Here is a 13,736-nt window from a genome sequence, read left to right as displayed (position 1 = left end):
GTCAGGCGGGGACCGCCGCCCTCCGGGAGCGGCGGGTCCGCGCCGCCCAGCGGGCGCCTGTCCTGGTGACCTCGATCGGGTGCGCGAACGCCCGGGAGATCGTCTCGGTCGTGACCGCACTCTCGACCGCGCCCTGCGCGGCGATCTCTCCCTGCGAGATCACGAGCGCGTGCGTGGTCGTCTCCGGCAGATCCTCCAGGTGATGCGTGACCAGGATCGACGCGAGCTGCGCATCCCGGTGCGCGAGCGCGTCGATCGTCTCCAGCAGCTGCTCCCGCGCGGCGACGTCGAGCCCGGTCATCGGCTCGTCGAGCAGGAGGAGTCGCGGCCGGCACGCGAGCGCCCGCGCGATGAGTGCCCTGCCGCGCTCCCCCTGCGAGAGCGTCGGCCACAGCGCCTCCCGCCGGTGCGACAGGCCGACATCCGCGATCAGCTCATGCGCGAGGGCGATCTGCTCGGGTTCCGGCGTCCAGCGCATCGGCGTCTCGATCGTGCCGGTGAGGCCGGTCAGCACCACCTCGGTCACCGTCAGGGGCGAGCGCAGCGGGTGCCGCGGATCCACGTGCCCGATCAGCCGGCGCAGCTCCTGCAGGTCGACCCGGCCGATCCGGTGGCCGAGGACCTCGGCGGTGCCGCTCGAGGGATGCGTGCGTGCGCCGCAGATCCCGAGGATCGTGCTCTTGCCCGCGCCGTTCGGTCCCAGCAGCGCCCAGTGCTCCCCCGCCCGCACGACCAGTCCGACCTCGTGCAGGATGTCCTTGCCCTCGCGGCGCAGCGTCACGGCGTCGAGGCGCACGACCTCGGCGTTCATCGCAGGCCGTCCTTGAGCGACGCGAGGTGCTCGCGGCTGAGCCCTGCGGCCAGCGCGGCATCGCCCGCGCGCACTGCGTCGGCGAGACGCTCATGCGCGGCATGGTCCTCGGCGCCGCCGAAGGCGGAGCGGATCCGCAGCATCGCGATCATCGTCTGCCGAAGCCGCGGGGTGAACCCGTCGAACAGCTCGGTGAGGATCGGGTTCGCCGCGGCGACCACGATCGCCCGGTGGAACGTGAGATCGGCGTCGACGTGCTCCTCGAGATCCGAGCGACGCTGCTCCCTGACCGTCAGGGCGCGCCGGATCGCCCGGAGGTCGTTCGCGGTGCGCCGCTCCGCGGCGAGCGCGGCGGCCTCGCTCTCGATCGCGGTCCGCGCTTCGATCACGCTCACGATGTCGGCGCGCTGCAGCACGGCGTCCCAGTCGTCGCGCACGTCGAGCGCCGCGACGAACACGCCGGCGCCCTGCCGCGCGGAGAGGACCCCGCGCCCGGAGAGCTGCCGGATCGCCTCGCGCACGGTCGAGCGGCCCACGCCGAGCTGGGCGGCGAGCGTCGTCTCGCCCGGCAGTCGCGCACCCAGCCCCCATTCCTCGGCCCGGATCCGGCCGAGGAGCACGTCCGCCGCCTGATCCGCCATCGACGTGCGCTGCACTGCACTGCTTCCCGACATCTCAACTCCTCAACTTGTCTGAGGAGTTAACGCTACACTGCCTCCATGCTCGTGCGCGCCCTCCTTCTTCTTCGCCGCCACGACGGGGCCTGACCGGACCGGCTCCCCCGTCGTGGCTGATGCGCCGCGCCGGTCGCCGAACCACAGTCGAAGGAACAGAGAACCATGACCAGCACCGCCTTCCCCGGCATCTCCACGCCGGCCGGACCCCTCCCCGTCAACGCCCCGGGGTGGAATCGCCAGCGGCACTCGCAGATGCCGTCCCACCGCTACGCCGACCCCTACGACCGGGTCTCGATCCCCCTCTCCGACGCCGAGCGGACCTGGCCGACACGACGCCTCACGGCCGCACCGCTGTGGGTCCCCGTCGATCTCCGCGACGGCAACCAGGCACTCGCGGAGCCCATGGATCCCGCGCGCAAGCGGCGCTTCTTCGACCTCATGGTCGCGATGGGCTACAAGGAGATCGAGGTCGGCTATCCCTCCGCCTCGCAGACCGACTTCGACTTCGTCCGGCTGATCGCCGAGCAGGGCATCGCCCCCGAGGACGTGACGGTCGTCGTGTTCACCGCCGCACGGCGCGATCTCATCGCCAGGACGGTCGAGGCGGTCCGCGGCATCCGCAACCCCGTCGTGATCCACCTGTACACCGCGACGGCGCCGATCTGGCGGGAGACCGTGCTCGGCCGCGACCGCGACGAGCTGCGCGCACTGATCCTGGACGCGGGACGCGATGTGCGCGCCCTCGCCGGAGATCTGCCGCGCGTGCGCTTCGAGTTCTCGCCCGAGGTGTTCATGCTCACCGAGCCCGACTACGCGCTCGAGGTCTGCAATGCGATGACCGCGCTCTGGGAGGCGACGCCGGAGCGCCCGGTGATCCTGAACCTGCCCGCCACGGTGGAGATCGCGACGCCCAACGTCTACGCCGATCAGATCGAGTACATGCATCGCAACCTGGAGCGCCGCGAGGGGGTGATCCTCTCCGTGCATCCGCACAACGACCGCGGCACGGGGATCGCCTGCGCGGAGCTGGCGCTGCTCGCCGGCGCCGAGCGCATCGAGGGGTGCCTCTTCGGCAACGGCGAGCGCACCGGCAACGTCGACCTCGTGACGCTCGCCCTGAACCTGCACGCCCAGGGCATCGACCCGATGATCGACTTCTCCGACATCGACGAGATCCGGCGCACGGTCGAGCACAGCAACAGGATCGAGGTGCACCCGCGCCACCCCTATGTCGGCGACCTCGTGCACACCGCGTTCAGCGGCACGCATCAGGACGCGATCCGCAAGGGATTCGCCGAGCACAGGGCGCGCGCGGCGCGCGAGGGCAGGACCGAGCGCGAGATCGCCTGGCGGGTCCCCTACCTCCCGGTGGATCCGGCGGATCTCGGCCGCTCGTACGACGCGGTGATCCGGGTGAACTCGCAGTCCGGCAAGGGCGGGATCGCCTACCTGCTCGAGACCGGGTTCGGGGTGCAGCTGCCGCGCCGGCTCCAGATCGATCTCGCCGGTCACGTGCAGCGGCGTGCCGACGAGAGCGGGGCAGAACTCGACGCGCAGGCGCTCTGGCGCATCTTCGACGAGACCTACCTCGGAGCCGGGGACGACCCTCGCATCGCGCTCTCCGAGGTCCGCATCGAGGAGACCGCCGCGGAGTCGCGCGTCGCATTCCGGCTCCGCATCGACGACGTCGAGACCCGCGCGGAGCGGATCGGCGTCGGCCCGGTCGAGGCGGTCACGGCCGAGTTCGCGCGGCGCGGCCTGGCCATCGAGGTCCTGGACCTGCACCAGACGAGCATCGGATCCGGCAACGCCGTCGAGGCGCTGACCCTCCTCGAGCACAGGAGCGCACACGGCACGGGGTGGGTCGCCGGGCGCGACCGCTCGGTGCTCACCGCGACCCTGAACGCGGTCCTCGCGGCCGCCGACGCCGCCCTGCGCGCGTCCTGACGGGACCGGATCCGCCGCTCTTGCGCTCCCCCTACCCGTGGGTCGTCCCCCTCAGCGCACCCCATGGGCTCCGCTGAGGGGGACGACTCGGATATGGGCGGGCAGGATCGGCCTCGGCCGAGCCCGCAGGAGCCGTCTCAGACCGTCTCGGCCACCAGACGGGCGGCGAGCGTGCGGGCCAGCAGCACCTTCGCGGATCCGGGCTTCGCGGATCCGGGTCCGGCGGATCCGGGTCCGGTGGATCCGGGTCCGGTGGATCCGGGTCCGGCGGTGGCCACGGTGCCGGATCCGGATCCGGCGACGAGGGCGCGCATGCGCTCGGAGTAGCCGATGCAGTCCAGGAAGATCCACTCGACGCCCTCGGCGCGCAGCTGCTCGCCGGCCGCGACGAAGGCCGCGTCCGGCGCGGTGTACGGATCAGCCACGGCGACCACGGCGCGGAGGCCGTGGTCCGCCCGCCAGCGCTCCGCGATGGGAGCCGCCTGCTCGGGCTCCGGCACCACGACGCCGAGGCGCCCGTCGCCGATGAGCGCCGCGGCGGCGCCGCGGCCGAGCTGCTCGGCGGTGTAGAGCGGCACGGCCGCGGTGAGGCCTGGCAGGTTCCCCGTGCACAGCAGCAGCACCGCCCCCGCGCCGTCCGCGACGACGCGCTCGATCGCGGCCTGGACGAGCGGAAGCATCCGCGGCTCGCTGAGCCTGGCCATCCCGCCGTCCCGCAGGCGCGACACGAGGACGCGCTCGCCCTCGACCGGCGCGAGCGCGGCGATGCCCGCGGCGTCGAGCTCGTCCAGCGCCCCACGCTCCATGAGCGTGACGTCGGCGAGCAGCGGCGCGATGTCGGGCGTCACATCGATCCGCGGCGCCTGGCCGATCGTCACCAGCCCGAGCGCGCTCATCGCGCGCGCTCGGCGTCGCCGCCGACGGGTGCGGCGAGCCCCGCCTCGATCACGGCGCGACGCATCGCGCGGTCCTCGAGCGCATCGGGATCGGGGACGGGGACGGCCGCCAGCAGTGCGCGCGTGTAGGGATCCTTCGGGTCCGCGAGCACCTGCGCGCAGACGCCGGACTCCACGACACGGCCCTTGTTCATGACGATGACGTCGTCGGCCATGAACTCGACCACGGCGATGTCGTGCGAGATGAAGAGGTAGCTGAGGCCGAGCTCGTCCTGGAGGTCCTTCATGAGGTTGAGCACCTGCGCCTGCACCGAGACGTCGAGGGCCGAGACCGGTTCGTCGCACACCACCAGACGGGGCTTGAGCATGAGCGCTCTGGCGATCCCGATGCGCTGCCGCTGCCCGCCGGAGAACTCGTGCGGATACCGGTCGGCGTGCTCCGCCTCGAGTCCGACCAGTTCGAGCATCTCGCCGACCCTCGTGCGCTGCTGCCCCGGCGTGAGGCGCTCGCGCAGCCGGAGGGGCTCGGCGAGCAGCCGGCCGACGGTCCACCGCGGGTCGAGGGAGGCATAGGTGTCCTGGAACACGATCTGCATGTGCGCCCGCTGCGCCCGCATCCGCTCGGCGTCGAGTCCGAGCAGATCCACGCCGTCGTATGTGATGCTGCCCGACGTCGGCTCGGTGAGACGCAGCACGCAGCGCCCTGTCGTGGACTTGCCGGATCCGGATTCGCCGACGATCGCGAGCGTCGATCCCTCGCGCAGATCGAAGTCGATGCCGTCGATCGCGCGGAAGACCTCGCCGCGCTTCCCCCCGCGCTGCGGGTACTCCTTGACCAGACCGCGCACACTCAGCAGTGCACTCATCCGAACACCTCCTCGGGAAGCGTGGGAAGCCGGCGCTTCCCGATGTTGCGCGACGGCATCGAGTCGAGAAGTGCCCGCGTGTACGCGTGCTGTGGCGCGTGGAAGATCTCGCGCACTCTCCCGGTCTCCAGGACCTTGCCGTGCCGCATGACGACGACCCGCTCGCACGACTCGGCCACGACCCCCAGGTCGTGCGTCACGAGCAGCACCGCGGTGCCGTGGGTCTGCTGCAGCTGCAGGATCAGATCGAGGATCTGCGCCTGGGTGGTCACGTCGAGCGCCGTGGTCGGCTCGTCCGCGATGAGCAGGTCCGGTTCGCACGACATGGCCATCGCGATCATCACGCGCTGACGCATGCCTCCGGAGAGGTGGTGCGGGTAGGACGCCGCGACCTGCGCAGAGCGCTCGATGCCGACCATCTCGAGGAGCTCTCTCGCCCGGTCGTCGGCGGCCTTGCGTCCCAGTCCGCGATGCCGCCGCAGCGGCTCGCGGAGCTGGAACCCGACCGTGAACGCGGGGTTCAGGGCGGTCATGGGCTCCTGGAAGATCGTGCCGATCCGGTTCCCCCGGATGCCGCGCATCCCCTTCGCGCCGATGCCGGACATGTCCTGATCGCCGAACAGGATCCGGCCACCGGCCATGCGCACGGCGCGCGTGGGCAGGAGGCGGATGATCGACATCGCGGTCAGGCTCTTGCCGGATCCGGACTCGCCGACGAGGCCGAGCGTCTCGCCCCGGCTGATCTCGAAGCTGATGCCGTCGACCGGGAACGAGGTGCCGCGGCGGGCGTCCACCCGCACACGGAGGTCTTCGACGCGAAGGAGGACGGACATGTCAGACCTCGACGTTCCCGAGGGTCTGCAGGTGCGCGGCGCTGCCGTACAGCGAGGTCAGGTGGGCGAACTGGTCCTCGTCGAAGAACGACAGACTGCCCGCTCCGAAGTACTTCGCCGTCTCGACCGCGAACCGCGCGGCGAGCTCGATGTCGACCTCATGGCTGGCTCCGGTGGCGCAGCCGGCGACAGGCACGGCCGTCGTGATCGCGACGCCCACGACAGGAGCCTCGGTGGCGACCGCGGGCTGCAGGATCGAGTTCAGGTGGTGCAGGTCGTTGCCGTAGGGGGTGATGTCCTGCGTCGCGAGCGGGAAGATCACCGCGCTGCGTCCGGTCACGGTCTCCGCGACGCCCACGAGGTCCTCGCTCGGGCGCAGGATGTAGCCGGACTTGACCGTCGGGGAGATCGCGATGCCGCGGTGGTTGATCGTGCGGTTGCCCTTCGTGGTGTCGATCGACAGCACCGCCTCCATCGCCTCGTCCACCTCGTGCAGGTTCATGGTGAGGATGTCGACGGGCGAGTCCATGAAGGGCACCGGGTCGTGGGGCTGGGTGGGGGCCCACCCCGTGACGTGGGTCGTGATCACGACATCGCCGGGCAGCACATCGCCGCGCGCCGCCATCTGCAGCAGCTTCGCAGCGGCGGAGAGGGCCGCGGCCGCGCCGTCGCCGTCCGAGACGTAGCCGATCAGCTCCGGACGGGCGCCTACCCCGCCGAGCCGGCCGATGATGCCGAGGGTGCGCGCGGATCCGCCGGAGGCGCGGCCCGCGGTTCCGGGCAGGAACACCCGCACGAAATCGGTGCTGCCCTTGTCGCCCTCCACGACGGTGACGGTGATCTCGGCGCCCGGCGCACGGTAGGAGCGCAGGTGCTCGGCGAGGGCCTCGCCGGAGGTTCCGGGGGAATCGAGCAGGTCGACGACGGTCAGGACATGGTTCAGCATGGGTTCGGTCTCTCTCAGAGGGCGGGAAGGTCGTCGGCGTCGCGCACACCGAGGTAGCGCAGGGCCGTGAGCGCGTACACCTTGGCGGCGAGCACCACGTCGTCGGCGCGGGCGCGCTCGTCGAAGCTGTGGATGGTCTTGAGGTCGGCAGGGCCGTACTGCAGCACGGGGATGCCGTGGCTGCGGAAGGTGCGGGCGTCGGACGACGCCCACTGCAGCACGCCCTGCGCCTCGGGGTCGGAGAGCTCCCGCAGCGCACCCACGAGGGTCTCGACGATCGGATCGGTCGGCGCGGTCCAGTTCGGCTCGCTCATGAAGCCGATGGGATCGATCTCGGCGTCGATGCCCTCCTCGGCGAGGATCTCCCGCGCGCGGTCGAGCACCTCGGCGCGGCTGAGACCGATCGGCACCCGGGTGTCGAACTCGATCACGCAGGTGTCGGCCACGACGTTCGTCGAGGTGCCGCCGCGGATCGTGCCGACGTTGATCGTCACGCGCTCGAAGACCTGCGCGACCTCCGGTTCGTATCCCTCGCGCTGCACGGCGAAGTGCTGCGAGTCGGCGATGAGCTGACGCAGCTCCTCCGGCGCCTCCGGCACCATGTCCCAGAGCCGCTGCAGGGCCAGGATCGCCCTGGCACCGAGCAGGTTCGCGCTCACTCCGTGCACGGGCTGGAGGCTGCCGTGTCCTGGGATGCCGCGGACGGTGAGGCGGAACCAGTTGCTGCCCTTCTGCCCGATCGTGGGATGGTCGCGCTCTGCGGGCTCGGCGATCACACCGCCCGTCGCGCCGTCCAGCACGCCCTGGCCGAGCAGCCAGTCGGCTCCCAGGCGGCCGCCGGTCTCCTCGTCGGGCACCGCGGCGAGCGAGATCCGCCCGCGCAGGGGCACGTCGAGGCGGTGCAGCAGCGTGTAGACGTGCAGGAGTCCGGCCAGGCCCGCCTTCATGTCGCTCGCGCCGCGCCCGCGGAGCCAGCCGTCGACGACGTCTCCGGCCAGGGGCGGGAAGGTCCACCGGGAGACGTCCCCGATCGGGACGACATCGCTGTGGCCGGCGAAGACCAGATGCCGGTCCTCGCCCTTCTCGCCGCGGTGGGCGACGACGCTCACCCGGCCCTCTCCGGCATCGAAGAGCTCGGGATCCATGCCCTCGTCGCGCAGGCGCCCCGCGATCACCTCGGCGATCTCGGTGCAGTCACCGGGAGGGTTCTCGCTCGGCGTCCGGATGAGCAGCCCGGCAAGCGCCAGCAGCTCCTCCTGCGACTCGTCGACGGCGGCGAGGAGCCGCTGCTCCCACTCTGCGATCGTGGACATGGATGACTTCTCTCTCTTCGATGCCGGTTCGGGCTGCGGTCAGGACGTCTTGCTGAGCTGGAAGAACCGGATCAGGCCGTCCGGGTAGGAGGTGTAGCCCTTGACTTCCTTGCGCTCGGTGACCGCGATGTTGTACTCGTACAGGTAGCCCCAGGGCGCGTCGGCGTCGATCTGCTGCTGCATCTGCCCGTAGAGCTCATTCCGCTGGGCCGCGTCCGACTCGGTCGAGGCCTGCTTCCACAGGCTGTCGACGGTCGGGTTGTCGTAGTTCATGTAGTTGCTCGACCCCGACGTCGTCATGAGCAGGCCCAGGTGGTAGCCGGGGTCGTTCACGAACGAGGTCCAGCGGCTGATGTACGACTGCACGTTCTTGCCGGCCAGCGCTTCGAGGAACTGGGCGCGTGCCATGTTGTGGATGTTCATGGTCACGCCGATCTTGGCGAGCTCCGCCTGGATCAGCACGGCGTCGTCGTTCCAGTCCGGGAAGCCGGATCCGAGCGTGAAGTCGAACGAGAACCCGTTCGGGTAGCCCGCGTCCGCCAGCAGCTGCTTGGCCTTGTCCAGGTCGTGCTTCGCGTCGTAGCCCTTGTCGGTGAATCCGGGCGTCGAGCTCGCCACGGCCGAGCGCATCGGGCTCGCCTGCCCCTGCATGACGTCGGAGATGAGCTTGTCGTAGGGGATCGCATAGGTGATCGCCTCACGGACCTTCGGGTTGTCGAAGGGCGCGATCTTGTTGTTCATCGCGAAGAACAGGATCTTGTTGCTCGGGCGGGAGTCGACGACGAGCCCGTCCTTGCCGTTCAGGCCCTTGAGATCCTTCGGTGCGATCTCCAGCGCCATGTCGACCGAGCCCTTCTGGACCAGCTGCAGGCGGTTGGAGGCGTCGCCGATGAACTTGATGTTCACGGTGCCGATCGCGGGCTTGGCGCCCCAGTACGACGGCGAGGAGGTCAGCTTGGCGGCGGTGGCCGGGTCGTAGCTGTCGATCTTGTACGGTCCGGATCCGGCGGTGTTCGTGGCGAGCCACTTCGCGCCGCCGTTCTTGTCCACCTGGTCCATGTCGATGATCGAGAAGGAGTACATCGGGATGATCTGCAGGAACAGGTGGTTCGGCGCGGTGAGCGTGATGACGACGGTGTGGTCGTCCTTCGCGGTGACCGTGTCGATCCCGGCCATCTTGTAGAGGAAGCTCGCCGAGGCGGAGGCCTTGATGTGCTCGTAGCTGCGCACGACGTCGCTCGCGGTCAGCTTCTTGCCGTCCTGGAACGTGACGTCCTTGCGCAGGGTGAAGGTGTACGTCGTGTGGGCGGCGTCCGCCTCCCACTTCTCCGCGATCATCGGCTTGATGGTCGCGGTGTCGGAGACCTGCTTGCCGTCCACGGTCTTGGTTCCGTATGTGACGAGCTGGTCGTAGGAGGCCAGGACCAGGGTGTCGCTCGTGCCGTCGTTGGCCTCTGCGGGGTCGAGGGTCGTCCCTCCCTCGGAGTAGGCGACGGTCAGCGACTGGTTCGCGGACGAACCGGAGGCGCCATCGCCCTTGTTCGCATTCGCATTCGCGACGCAGCCGGCGGTGCCGAGCATGACGGCGGTCGTCAGGGCGAGCGCGCCGATCAACCTCGTTCTCTTCATCGTGGGGCCTTTCTTCTTGCTGTGCGGGTATTCGGTGCGGGACCGGACGACGGAGCGGTCGCCTCGTGGGCGCCGGCCGCCGTCATCGGGCGGAGGTGCGCAGCCGGGGGTCGAGGGTGTCGCGCAGTCCGTCGCCGAGGAGGTTGAAGGCCAGGATCGACGTCGCGATCGCCAGGCCGGGGAAGAACGTCATCCACCACTCGCCGGAGATGATGTAGCCGCGCCCGTCGGAGATCATGACGCCCCATTCGGCGAGCGGCGGCTGGGCGCCGAGGCCGATGAAGCTCAGCGCCGCGGCGGTGAGGATCGCGTATCCCATGCCCAGGGCGGAGCGCACCATGATCGGCGCCATGCCGTTGGGCAGGATGTGGCGGAACAGGATGACGCCGTCGCCGAGGCCGATCGCCCTGGACGCCTCCACGAATTCGCGCTCGCGCAGCGCCACGGTCTGTCCGTACATGATGCGGGCGAACTCGGGGATGCCGACGACGCCGACGGCGATCATGGCGGATCCCAGCCCTGGTCCGAGTGCGACGGCGAGCGCCATCGCGAGCAGCAGCGACGGGAAGGCGAGCAGCATGTCCATGATGCGCATGAGCACCATCCCCGTGGTGCCGCGCACGTATCCTGCGATGGCGCCGATCGGAAGACCGACGACCAGCGACACCGCGACGGCGATCAGGCCGGTCCACAGCGAGACCCTGGCCCCGGCGAGCACCCGGGAGAAGATGTCGCGGCCGAAGTTGTCGGTGCCGAACAGATGCGCTCCCGACGGCGGCGACAGCAGCGGACCGACGCCGGTCTGGTTGGGGTCGTAGGGCGACGCGAACAGCGCGACCAGGCCGCCGAGCGTCCAGAACAGGATGATCGCCGCCCCGACCATCGCGGACGGGTTCCGCAGCAGGAGCGAGAGCGTGCCGGTGGCCGTGCGGCGCGGGCGGATCCGAGTCTCAAGCATTGCGCACCTTCGGGTCGAAGATCGCCTGCGAAAGGTCGACGATCAGGTTCACGACGAGGTAGATGATCGCGGCGATCAAGGTCATCGCCTGCACGGGGGCGTAGTCGTTGGCCTTGATCGACTCGGTCACGTAGCCGCCGACGCCTGGCCAGCTGAAGATCGTCTCGGTGATGACCGCCCCGCCGAGGAGCTGCCCGAGCTCGAGGCCGATGATGGTGACGATCGACGGAGCCGCGTTCTTCAGCGCGTGCCCGCCGATGACGCGCGCCGGGCCCATGCCCTTCGCCTCGGCCGTGCGGATGTAGTCCTGGCCCATCACCTCGAGCATCGCCGAGCGGGTCATCCGGGAGATGATCGCGATCCCGCCGACCGACAGGACCATGGCCGGCCAGATGAGGTGCGAGAACGAGCTGGCGAACGCGACGCCGTCGCCGGTGAGGAGGCTGTCGACGAGATACAGCCCTGTCACGTGCGTGGGCGGGTTGACGTCGTCGGCGATGCGTCCGATCGGGGCGGGCGCCCAGCCGAGCGTCCCGTAGAAGAAGGAGATGACGAGCAGGCCCAGCCAGAACAGCGGCATGGAGACACCGAGCAGCGAGACCACACGGGTGAGGTGATCGGCGAGGCGTCCGCGCTGCATCGCGCTGAGGATGCCGAGCGGCACCCCGATCAGAACGCCGATGATCAGTGCGGCAAGGGCCAGTTCCACGGTCGCCGGGAACCGCGTGGCGAAGTCCTGGGCCACCGGATGTCCGGTGTGCCAGGCGTAGCCGAGGTTGCCGTGCAGCAGGCCGACGACGTAGTCGCCGAACTGCTGCCAGATCGGCTGGTCCAGGCCCATCTGCTCCCGGAGCTTGTCGACCACGCTCTGATCGGCGTTCTCGCCGGCCAGGGTCCGTGCCGGATCCCCGGGCAGCACCCGGGTGATCAGGAAGATGCAGACGACGACGCCGAGCAGCGTGGGAATCATCGCGAGCACACGGCGGACGACAGTCGACATGGCTCTCCTCACTTCGCTGTTTGGGGGGATGTTCCGCGTCCGAGCGGCGCGTAGCGACAACTATCTGCGATGTGAGATGGTTGTGCAACTCGATCTCACTATTTGATCCGGCAGGTGCACGCGGGGGAACTCGTCAGGCAGAATGCCGAGGAAACCTCGCGCAGAACGGCTCAGAAGGAGCACTCCATGGACAAGGGCTCGGGCTCCCGCCCCCCGCTGCAGACAGTGGATCGCGCACTGTCGGTGCTGCTGTCGTTCACCGGGCGGCGCGCCGAGTGGGGCGTGATGGAGCTGGCCGAGGAGTTCGACCTCGACAAGTCCACCGCGCAGCGCCTGCTCGCGACGCTCGCCGCGCGCGGCTTCCTGTCGACCGACGCCTACACCCGCCGATACCGGCTGGGTCCTGCCCTGTGGCGGATCGCCTCCGCCTGGGAACGACAGGGCGGGATGGCCGCACTCGTCGAGCCGGTGCTCGCGGAGCTCGCGGAGGAGGCCTCGCGCACAGCCGTTTTCGCGATCGCGGACGGCGCCCATGTGCGCGCCGTGGCCGCGGTCGAGGGCGGCGGGGTGCCGATGCGCAACCATCCCCTGGTCGGCGAGCTGTACCCGGCGCACGCCGGGGCGACCTCCCGCGCCTACTTCGCGTTCCTCTCCGCGGGGCAGCGCCAGGCGCTGATGTACTCGCTGCCGCTCGCCCGCTTCAACGACCTCACGATCCACGACGCCACGCTCATCGAGCAGGCGATGTCGGAGGCGGCCACGGCCGGCTGGGCCTACTCGGACGGCGAGTACGACTTCGACACCCGCGCGGTCGCCGCGCCCGTGTTCGTCGCGGGCCGACCGATCGGATCCGTCAGCATCGGCGAGCACAAGAGCGAGCGGCTCGGCGACATCCGCGCGCACAAGGACGCGGTGCTGCGCACGGCGAACGCGATCGCCCAGCTCCTGTCCCCCCGCGCCCCGGCCGCCCTGTCGAGCCCCGCCCCCGAAAGGACCCGATGAACCTGTTGCTGATGTCGAACTCCTCCAACGCCGGATCCGGCTACCTCGCCCATGCGTGGGACGCCGTCCGGGAGGCGCTCGGCGAGGCTGCGCGCCTCGTCTTCGTGCCGTATGCGCTGGCCGATCTCGACGCCTACACGGCGAAGGCCCGCGAGGCGTTCGCCGCTCAAGGAATCGCGGTCGCCGGTGCGCACGAGGAGGGCGACCCCGCGGCGACGATCCGCGGCGCCGAGGCGGTCTTCGTCGGCGGCGGCAACACCTTCCGCCTCCTGAAGCGGGTGCGCGACCTCGGCCTGAGCGAGCCGCTGCGCGCCCACGCGGCGGCAGGTCGGCCGTATCTCGGCGCGAGTGCGGGGACGAATCTCGCCGCCCTCACGATCCGCACCACGAACGACATGCCCATCGTCGAGCCCGGGGGCTTCGACGCGCTCGGCCTCGTGCCGTTCCAGATCAATGCGCACTATCTCGACGCCGACCCGAGCTCGACGCACGCCGGCGAGACCCGTGCCCAGCGCCTCGCCGAGTTCCACGAGGAGAACGACACCCCGGTGCTCGCGCTGCGCGAAGGCGCCTGGCTGCGGGTGCTCGGGGAACGCCGGACGATCGGCGGCCAGGCCGTGACGCCCGGGCGGGGCCCCGCGCTGCTGTTCCGCCGGGGAGCCGCCCCGGTCGAGGTCGAGGGCGACGTCACGGCGCTCCTCGCGGGCTGAGCCGACGGCGGGCCTCCCCGTCCGACGCATCGAGATGCCGACGAGCGCGGGAAGTCTGCAGGACGGTTGCCATCTTGCAGGACGGATCCGCCGGGAATGTCCTGCAGATCGGCAAACGTCCTCAGGTCGTGACCCGGAATCAGGGGCG

The 13,736-nt window shown here is 70.4% G+C and carries 13 protein-coding genes; 3 read left to right on the top strand and 10 right to left on the bottom strand.

What is annotated here, in order from left to right:
* Position 1 precedes the first annotated feature (1 nt).
* Both CQ044_RS01885 and CQ044_RS01880 read right to left on the bottom strand, forming a co-directional pair.
* Entirely contained in the window at positions 2-811 is an 810-nt protein-coding gene (locus CQ044_RS01885; protein ID WP_105686438.1) for an ABC transporter ATP-binding protein, read from the bottom strand.
* Positions 808-1,485 (bottom strand): FadR/GntR family transcriptional regulator, encoded by a 678-nt coding sequence (locus CQ044_RS01880; RefSeq protein WP_219844897.1) that lies wholly within the window; start codon positions 1,483-1,485, stop codon positions 808-810. The genes CQ044_RS01885 and CQ044_RS01880 overlap by 4 nt, the downstream gene beginning before the upstream one ends.
* 165 nt (positions 1,486-1,650) lie before the next feature.
* On the opposite strand from CQ044_RS01880, the gene CQ044_RS01875 reads away from it, so the two are divergent.
* On the top strand, positions 1,651-3,435 hold the full coding sequence (locus CQ044_RS01875) for a 2-isopropylmalate synthase (RefSeq protein ID WP_105686436.1): 1,785 nt from the start codon (positions 1,651-1,653) through the stop codon (positions 3,433-3,435).
* A gap of 137 nt (positions 3,436-3,572) precedes the next feature.
* Here the strand turns inward: CQ044_RS01875 and CQ044_RS01870 are convergent, their stop codons facing one another.
* From CQ044_RS01870 to CQ044_RS01835, 8 genes are all read right to left on the bottom strand, one after another.
* Complete coding sequence (locus CQ044_RS01870) at positions 3,573-4,331, bottom strand: AroM family protein (RefSeq protein WP_105686435.1); 759 nt, start codon at positions 4,329-4,331, stop codon at positions 3,573-3,575.
* Positions 4,328-5,197 (bottom strand): ABC transporter ATP-binding protein, encoded by an 870-nt coding sequence (locus CQ044_RS01865; RefSeq protein WP_105686433.1) that lies wholly within the window; start codon positions 5,195-5,197, stop codon positions 4,328-4,330. Before CQ044_RS01865 ends, CQ044_RS01870 begins: the two co-directional genes overlap by 4 nt.
* The gene (locus CQ044_RS01860; RefSeq protein WP_105686431.1) at positions 5,194-6,030 is read right to left on the bottom strand and encodes an ABC transporter ATP-binding protein; all 837 of its coding nucleotides are present in this window, start codon (positions 6,028-6,030) and stop codon (positions 5,194-5,196) included. The genes CQ044_RS01865 and CQ044_RS01860 overlap by 4 nt, the downstream gene beginning before the upstream one ends.
* Before the next feature lies 1 nt (position 6,031).
* The gene (locus CQ044_RS01855; RefSeq protein WP_045273532.1) at positions 6,032-6,976 is read right to left on the bottom strand and encodes a DUF1177 domain-containing protein; all 945 of its coding nucleotides are present in this window, start codon (positions 6,974-6,976) and stop codon (positions 6,032-6,034) included.
* Positions 6,977-6,990: 14 nt separating this feature from the next.
* Positions 6,991-8,289, bottom strand: coding sequence for a M20 family metallopeptidase (locus tag CQ044_RS01850; RefSeq protein WP_219844896.1), 1,299 nt, complete (start codon positions 8,287-8,289; stop codon positions 6,991-6,993).
* A 39-nt stretch (positions 8,290-8,328) separates the two neighbouring features.
* Positions 8,329-9,918 (bottom strand): ABC transporter substrate-binding protein, encoded by a 1,590-nt coding sequence (locus CQ044_RS01845; RefSeq protein ID WP_105686430.1) that lies wholly within the window; start codon positions 9,916-9,918, stop codon positions 8,329-8,331.
* A gap of 82 nt (positions 9,919-10,000) precedes the next feature.
* Positions 10,001-10,876, bottom strand: a complete 876-nt coding sequence (locus tag CQ044_RS01840; RefSeq protein ID WP_105686428.1) for an ABC transporter permease — start codon at positions 10,874-10,876, stop codon at positions 10,001-10,003.
* Entirely contained in the window at positions 10,869-11,876 is a 1,008-nt protein-coding gene (locus CQ044_RS01835) for an ABC transporter permease (protein WP_105686427.1), read from the bottom strand. Before CQ044_RS01835 ends, CQ044_RS01840 begins: the two co-directional genes overlap by 8 nt.
* Before the next feature lie 186 nt (positions 11,877-12,062).
* Here CQ044_RS01835 and CQ044_RS01830 point away from each other — a divergent pair, with 186 nt between their 5' ends.
* Positions 12,063-12,878, top strand: a complete 816-nt coding sequence (locus CQ044_RS01830) for an IclR family transcriptional regulator (protein WP_105686425.1) — start codon at positions 12,063-12,065, stop codon at positions 12,876-12,878.
* On the top strand, positions 12,875-13,588 hold the full coding sequence (gene pepE / locus CQ044_RS01825) for a dipeptidase PepE (protein ID WP_045273527.1): 714 nt from the start codon (positions 12,875-12,877) through the stop codon (positions 13,586-13,588). The genes CQ044_RS01830 and pepE overlap by 4 nt, the downstream gene beginning before the upstream one ends.
* The last annotated feature ends 148 nt before the right edge of the window (positions 13,589-13,736 follow it).

The sequence above is a fragment of the Microbacterium sp. MYb64 genome (assembly GCF_002979495.1).
GTDB classification, from domain to species: domain Bacteria; phylum Actinomycetota; class Actinomycetes; order Actinomycetales; family Microbacteriaceae; genus Microbacterium; species Microbacterium azadirachtae_A.
Note: the sequence above shows the minus strand (reverse complement) of the source record. Positions and strands in the feature narration are given on the sequence as shown.

Bases quoted from the DNA above. Each gene is read 5' to 3' on its own strand.
- CQ044_RS01885 (WP_105686438.1), bottom strand. From the start codon at position 811: ATGAACGCCGAGGTCGTGCGCCTCGACGCCGTGACGCTGCGCCGCGAG.
- CQ044_RS01880 (WP_219844897.1), bottom strand. From the start codon at position 1,485: ATGTCGGGAAGCAGTGCAGTGCAGCGCACGTCGATGGCGGATCAGGCG.
- CQ044_RS01875 (WP_105686436.1), top strand. From the start codon at position 1,651: ATGACCAGCACCGCCTTCCCCGGCATCTCCACGCCGGCCGGACCCCTC.
- CQ044_RS01870 (WP_105686435.1), bottom strand. From the start codon at position 4,331: ATGAGCGCGCTCGGGCTGGTGACGATCGGCCAGGCGCCGCGGATCGAT.
- CQ044_RS01865 (WP_105686433.1), bottom strand. From the start codon at position 5,197: ATGAGTGCACTGCTGAGTGTGCGCGGTCTGGTCAAGGAGTACCCGCAG.
- CQ044_RS01860 (WP_105686431.1), bottom strand. From the start codon at position 6,030: ATGTCCGTCCTCCTTCGCGTCGAAGACCTCCGTGTGCGGGTGGACGCC.
- CQ044_RS01855 (WP_045273532.1), bottom strand. From the start codon at position 6,976: ATGCTGAACCATGTCCTGACCGTCGTCGACCTGCTCGATTCCCCCGGA.
- CQ044_RS01850 (WP_219844896.1), bottom strand. From the start codon at position 8,289: ATGTCCACGATCGCAGAGTGGGAGCAGCGGCTCCTCGCCGCCGTCGAC.
- CQ044_RS01845 (WP_105686430.1), bottom strand. From the start codon at position 9,918: ATGAAGAGAACGAGGTTGATCGGCGCGCTCGCCCTGACGACCGCCGTC.
- CQ044_RS01840 (WP_105686428.1), bottom strand. From the start codon at position 10,876: ATGCTTGAGACTCGGATCCGCCCGCGCCGCACGGCCACCGGCACGCTC.
- CQ044_RS01835 (WP_105686427.1), bottom strand. From the start codon at position 11,876: ATGTCGACTGTCGTCCGCCGTGTGCTCGCGATGATTCCCACGCTGCTC.
- CQ044_RS01830 (WP_105686425.1), top strand. From the start codon at position 12,063: ATGGACAAGGGCTCGGGCTCCCGCCCCCCGCTGCAGACAGTGGATCGC.
- pepE (WP_045273527.1), top strand. From the start codon at position 12,875: ATGAACCTGTTGCTGATGTCGAACTCCTCCAACGCCGGATCCGGCTAC.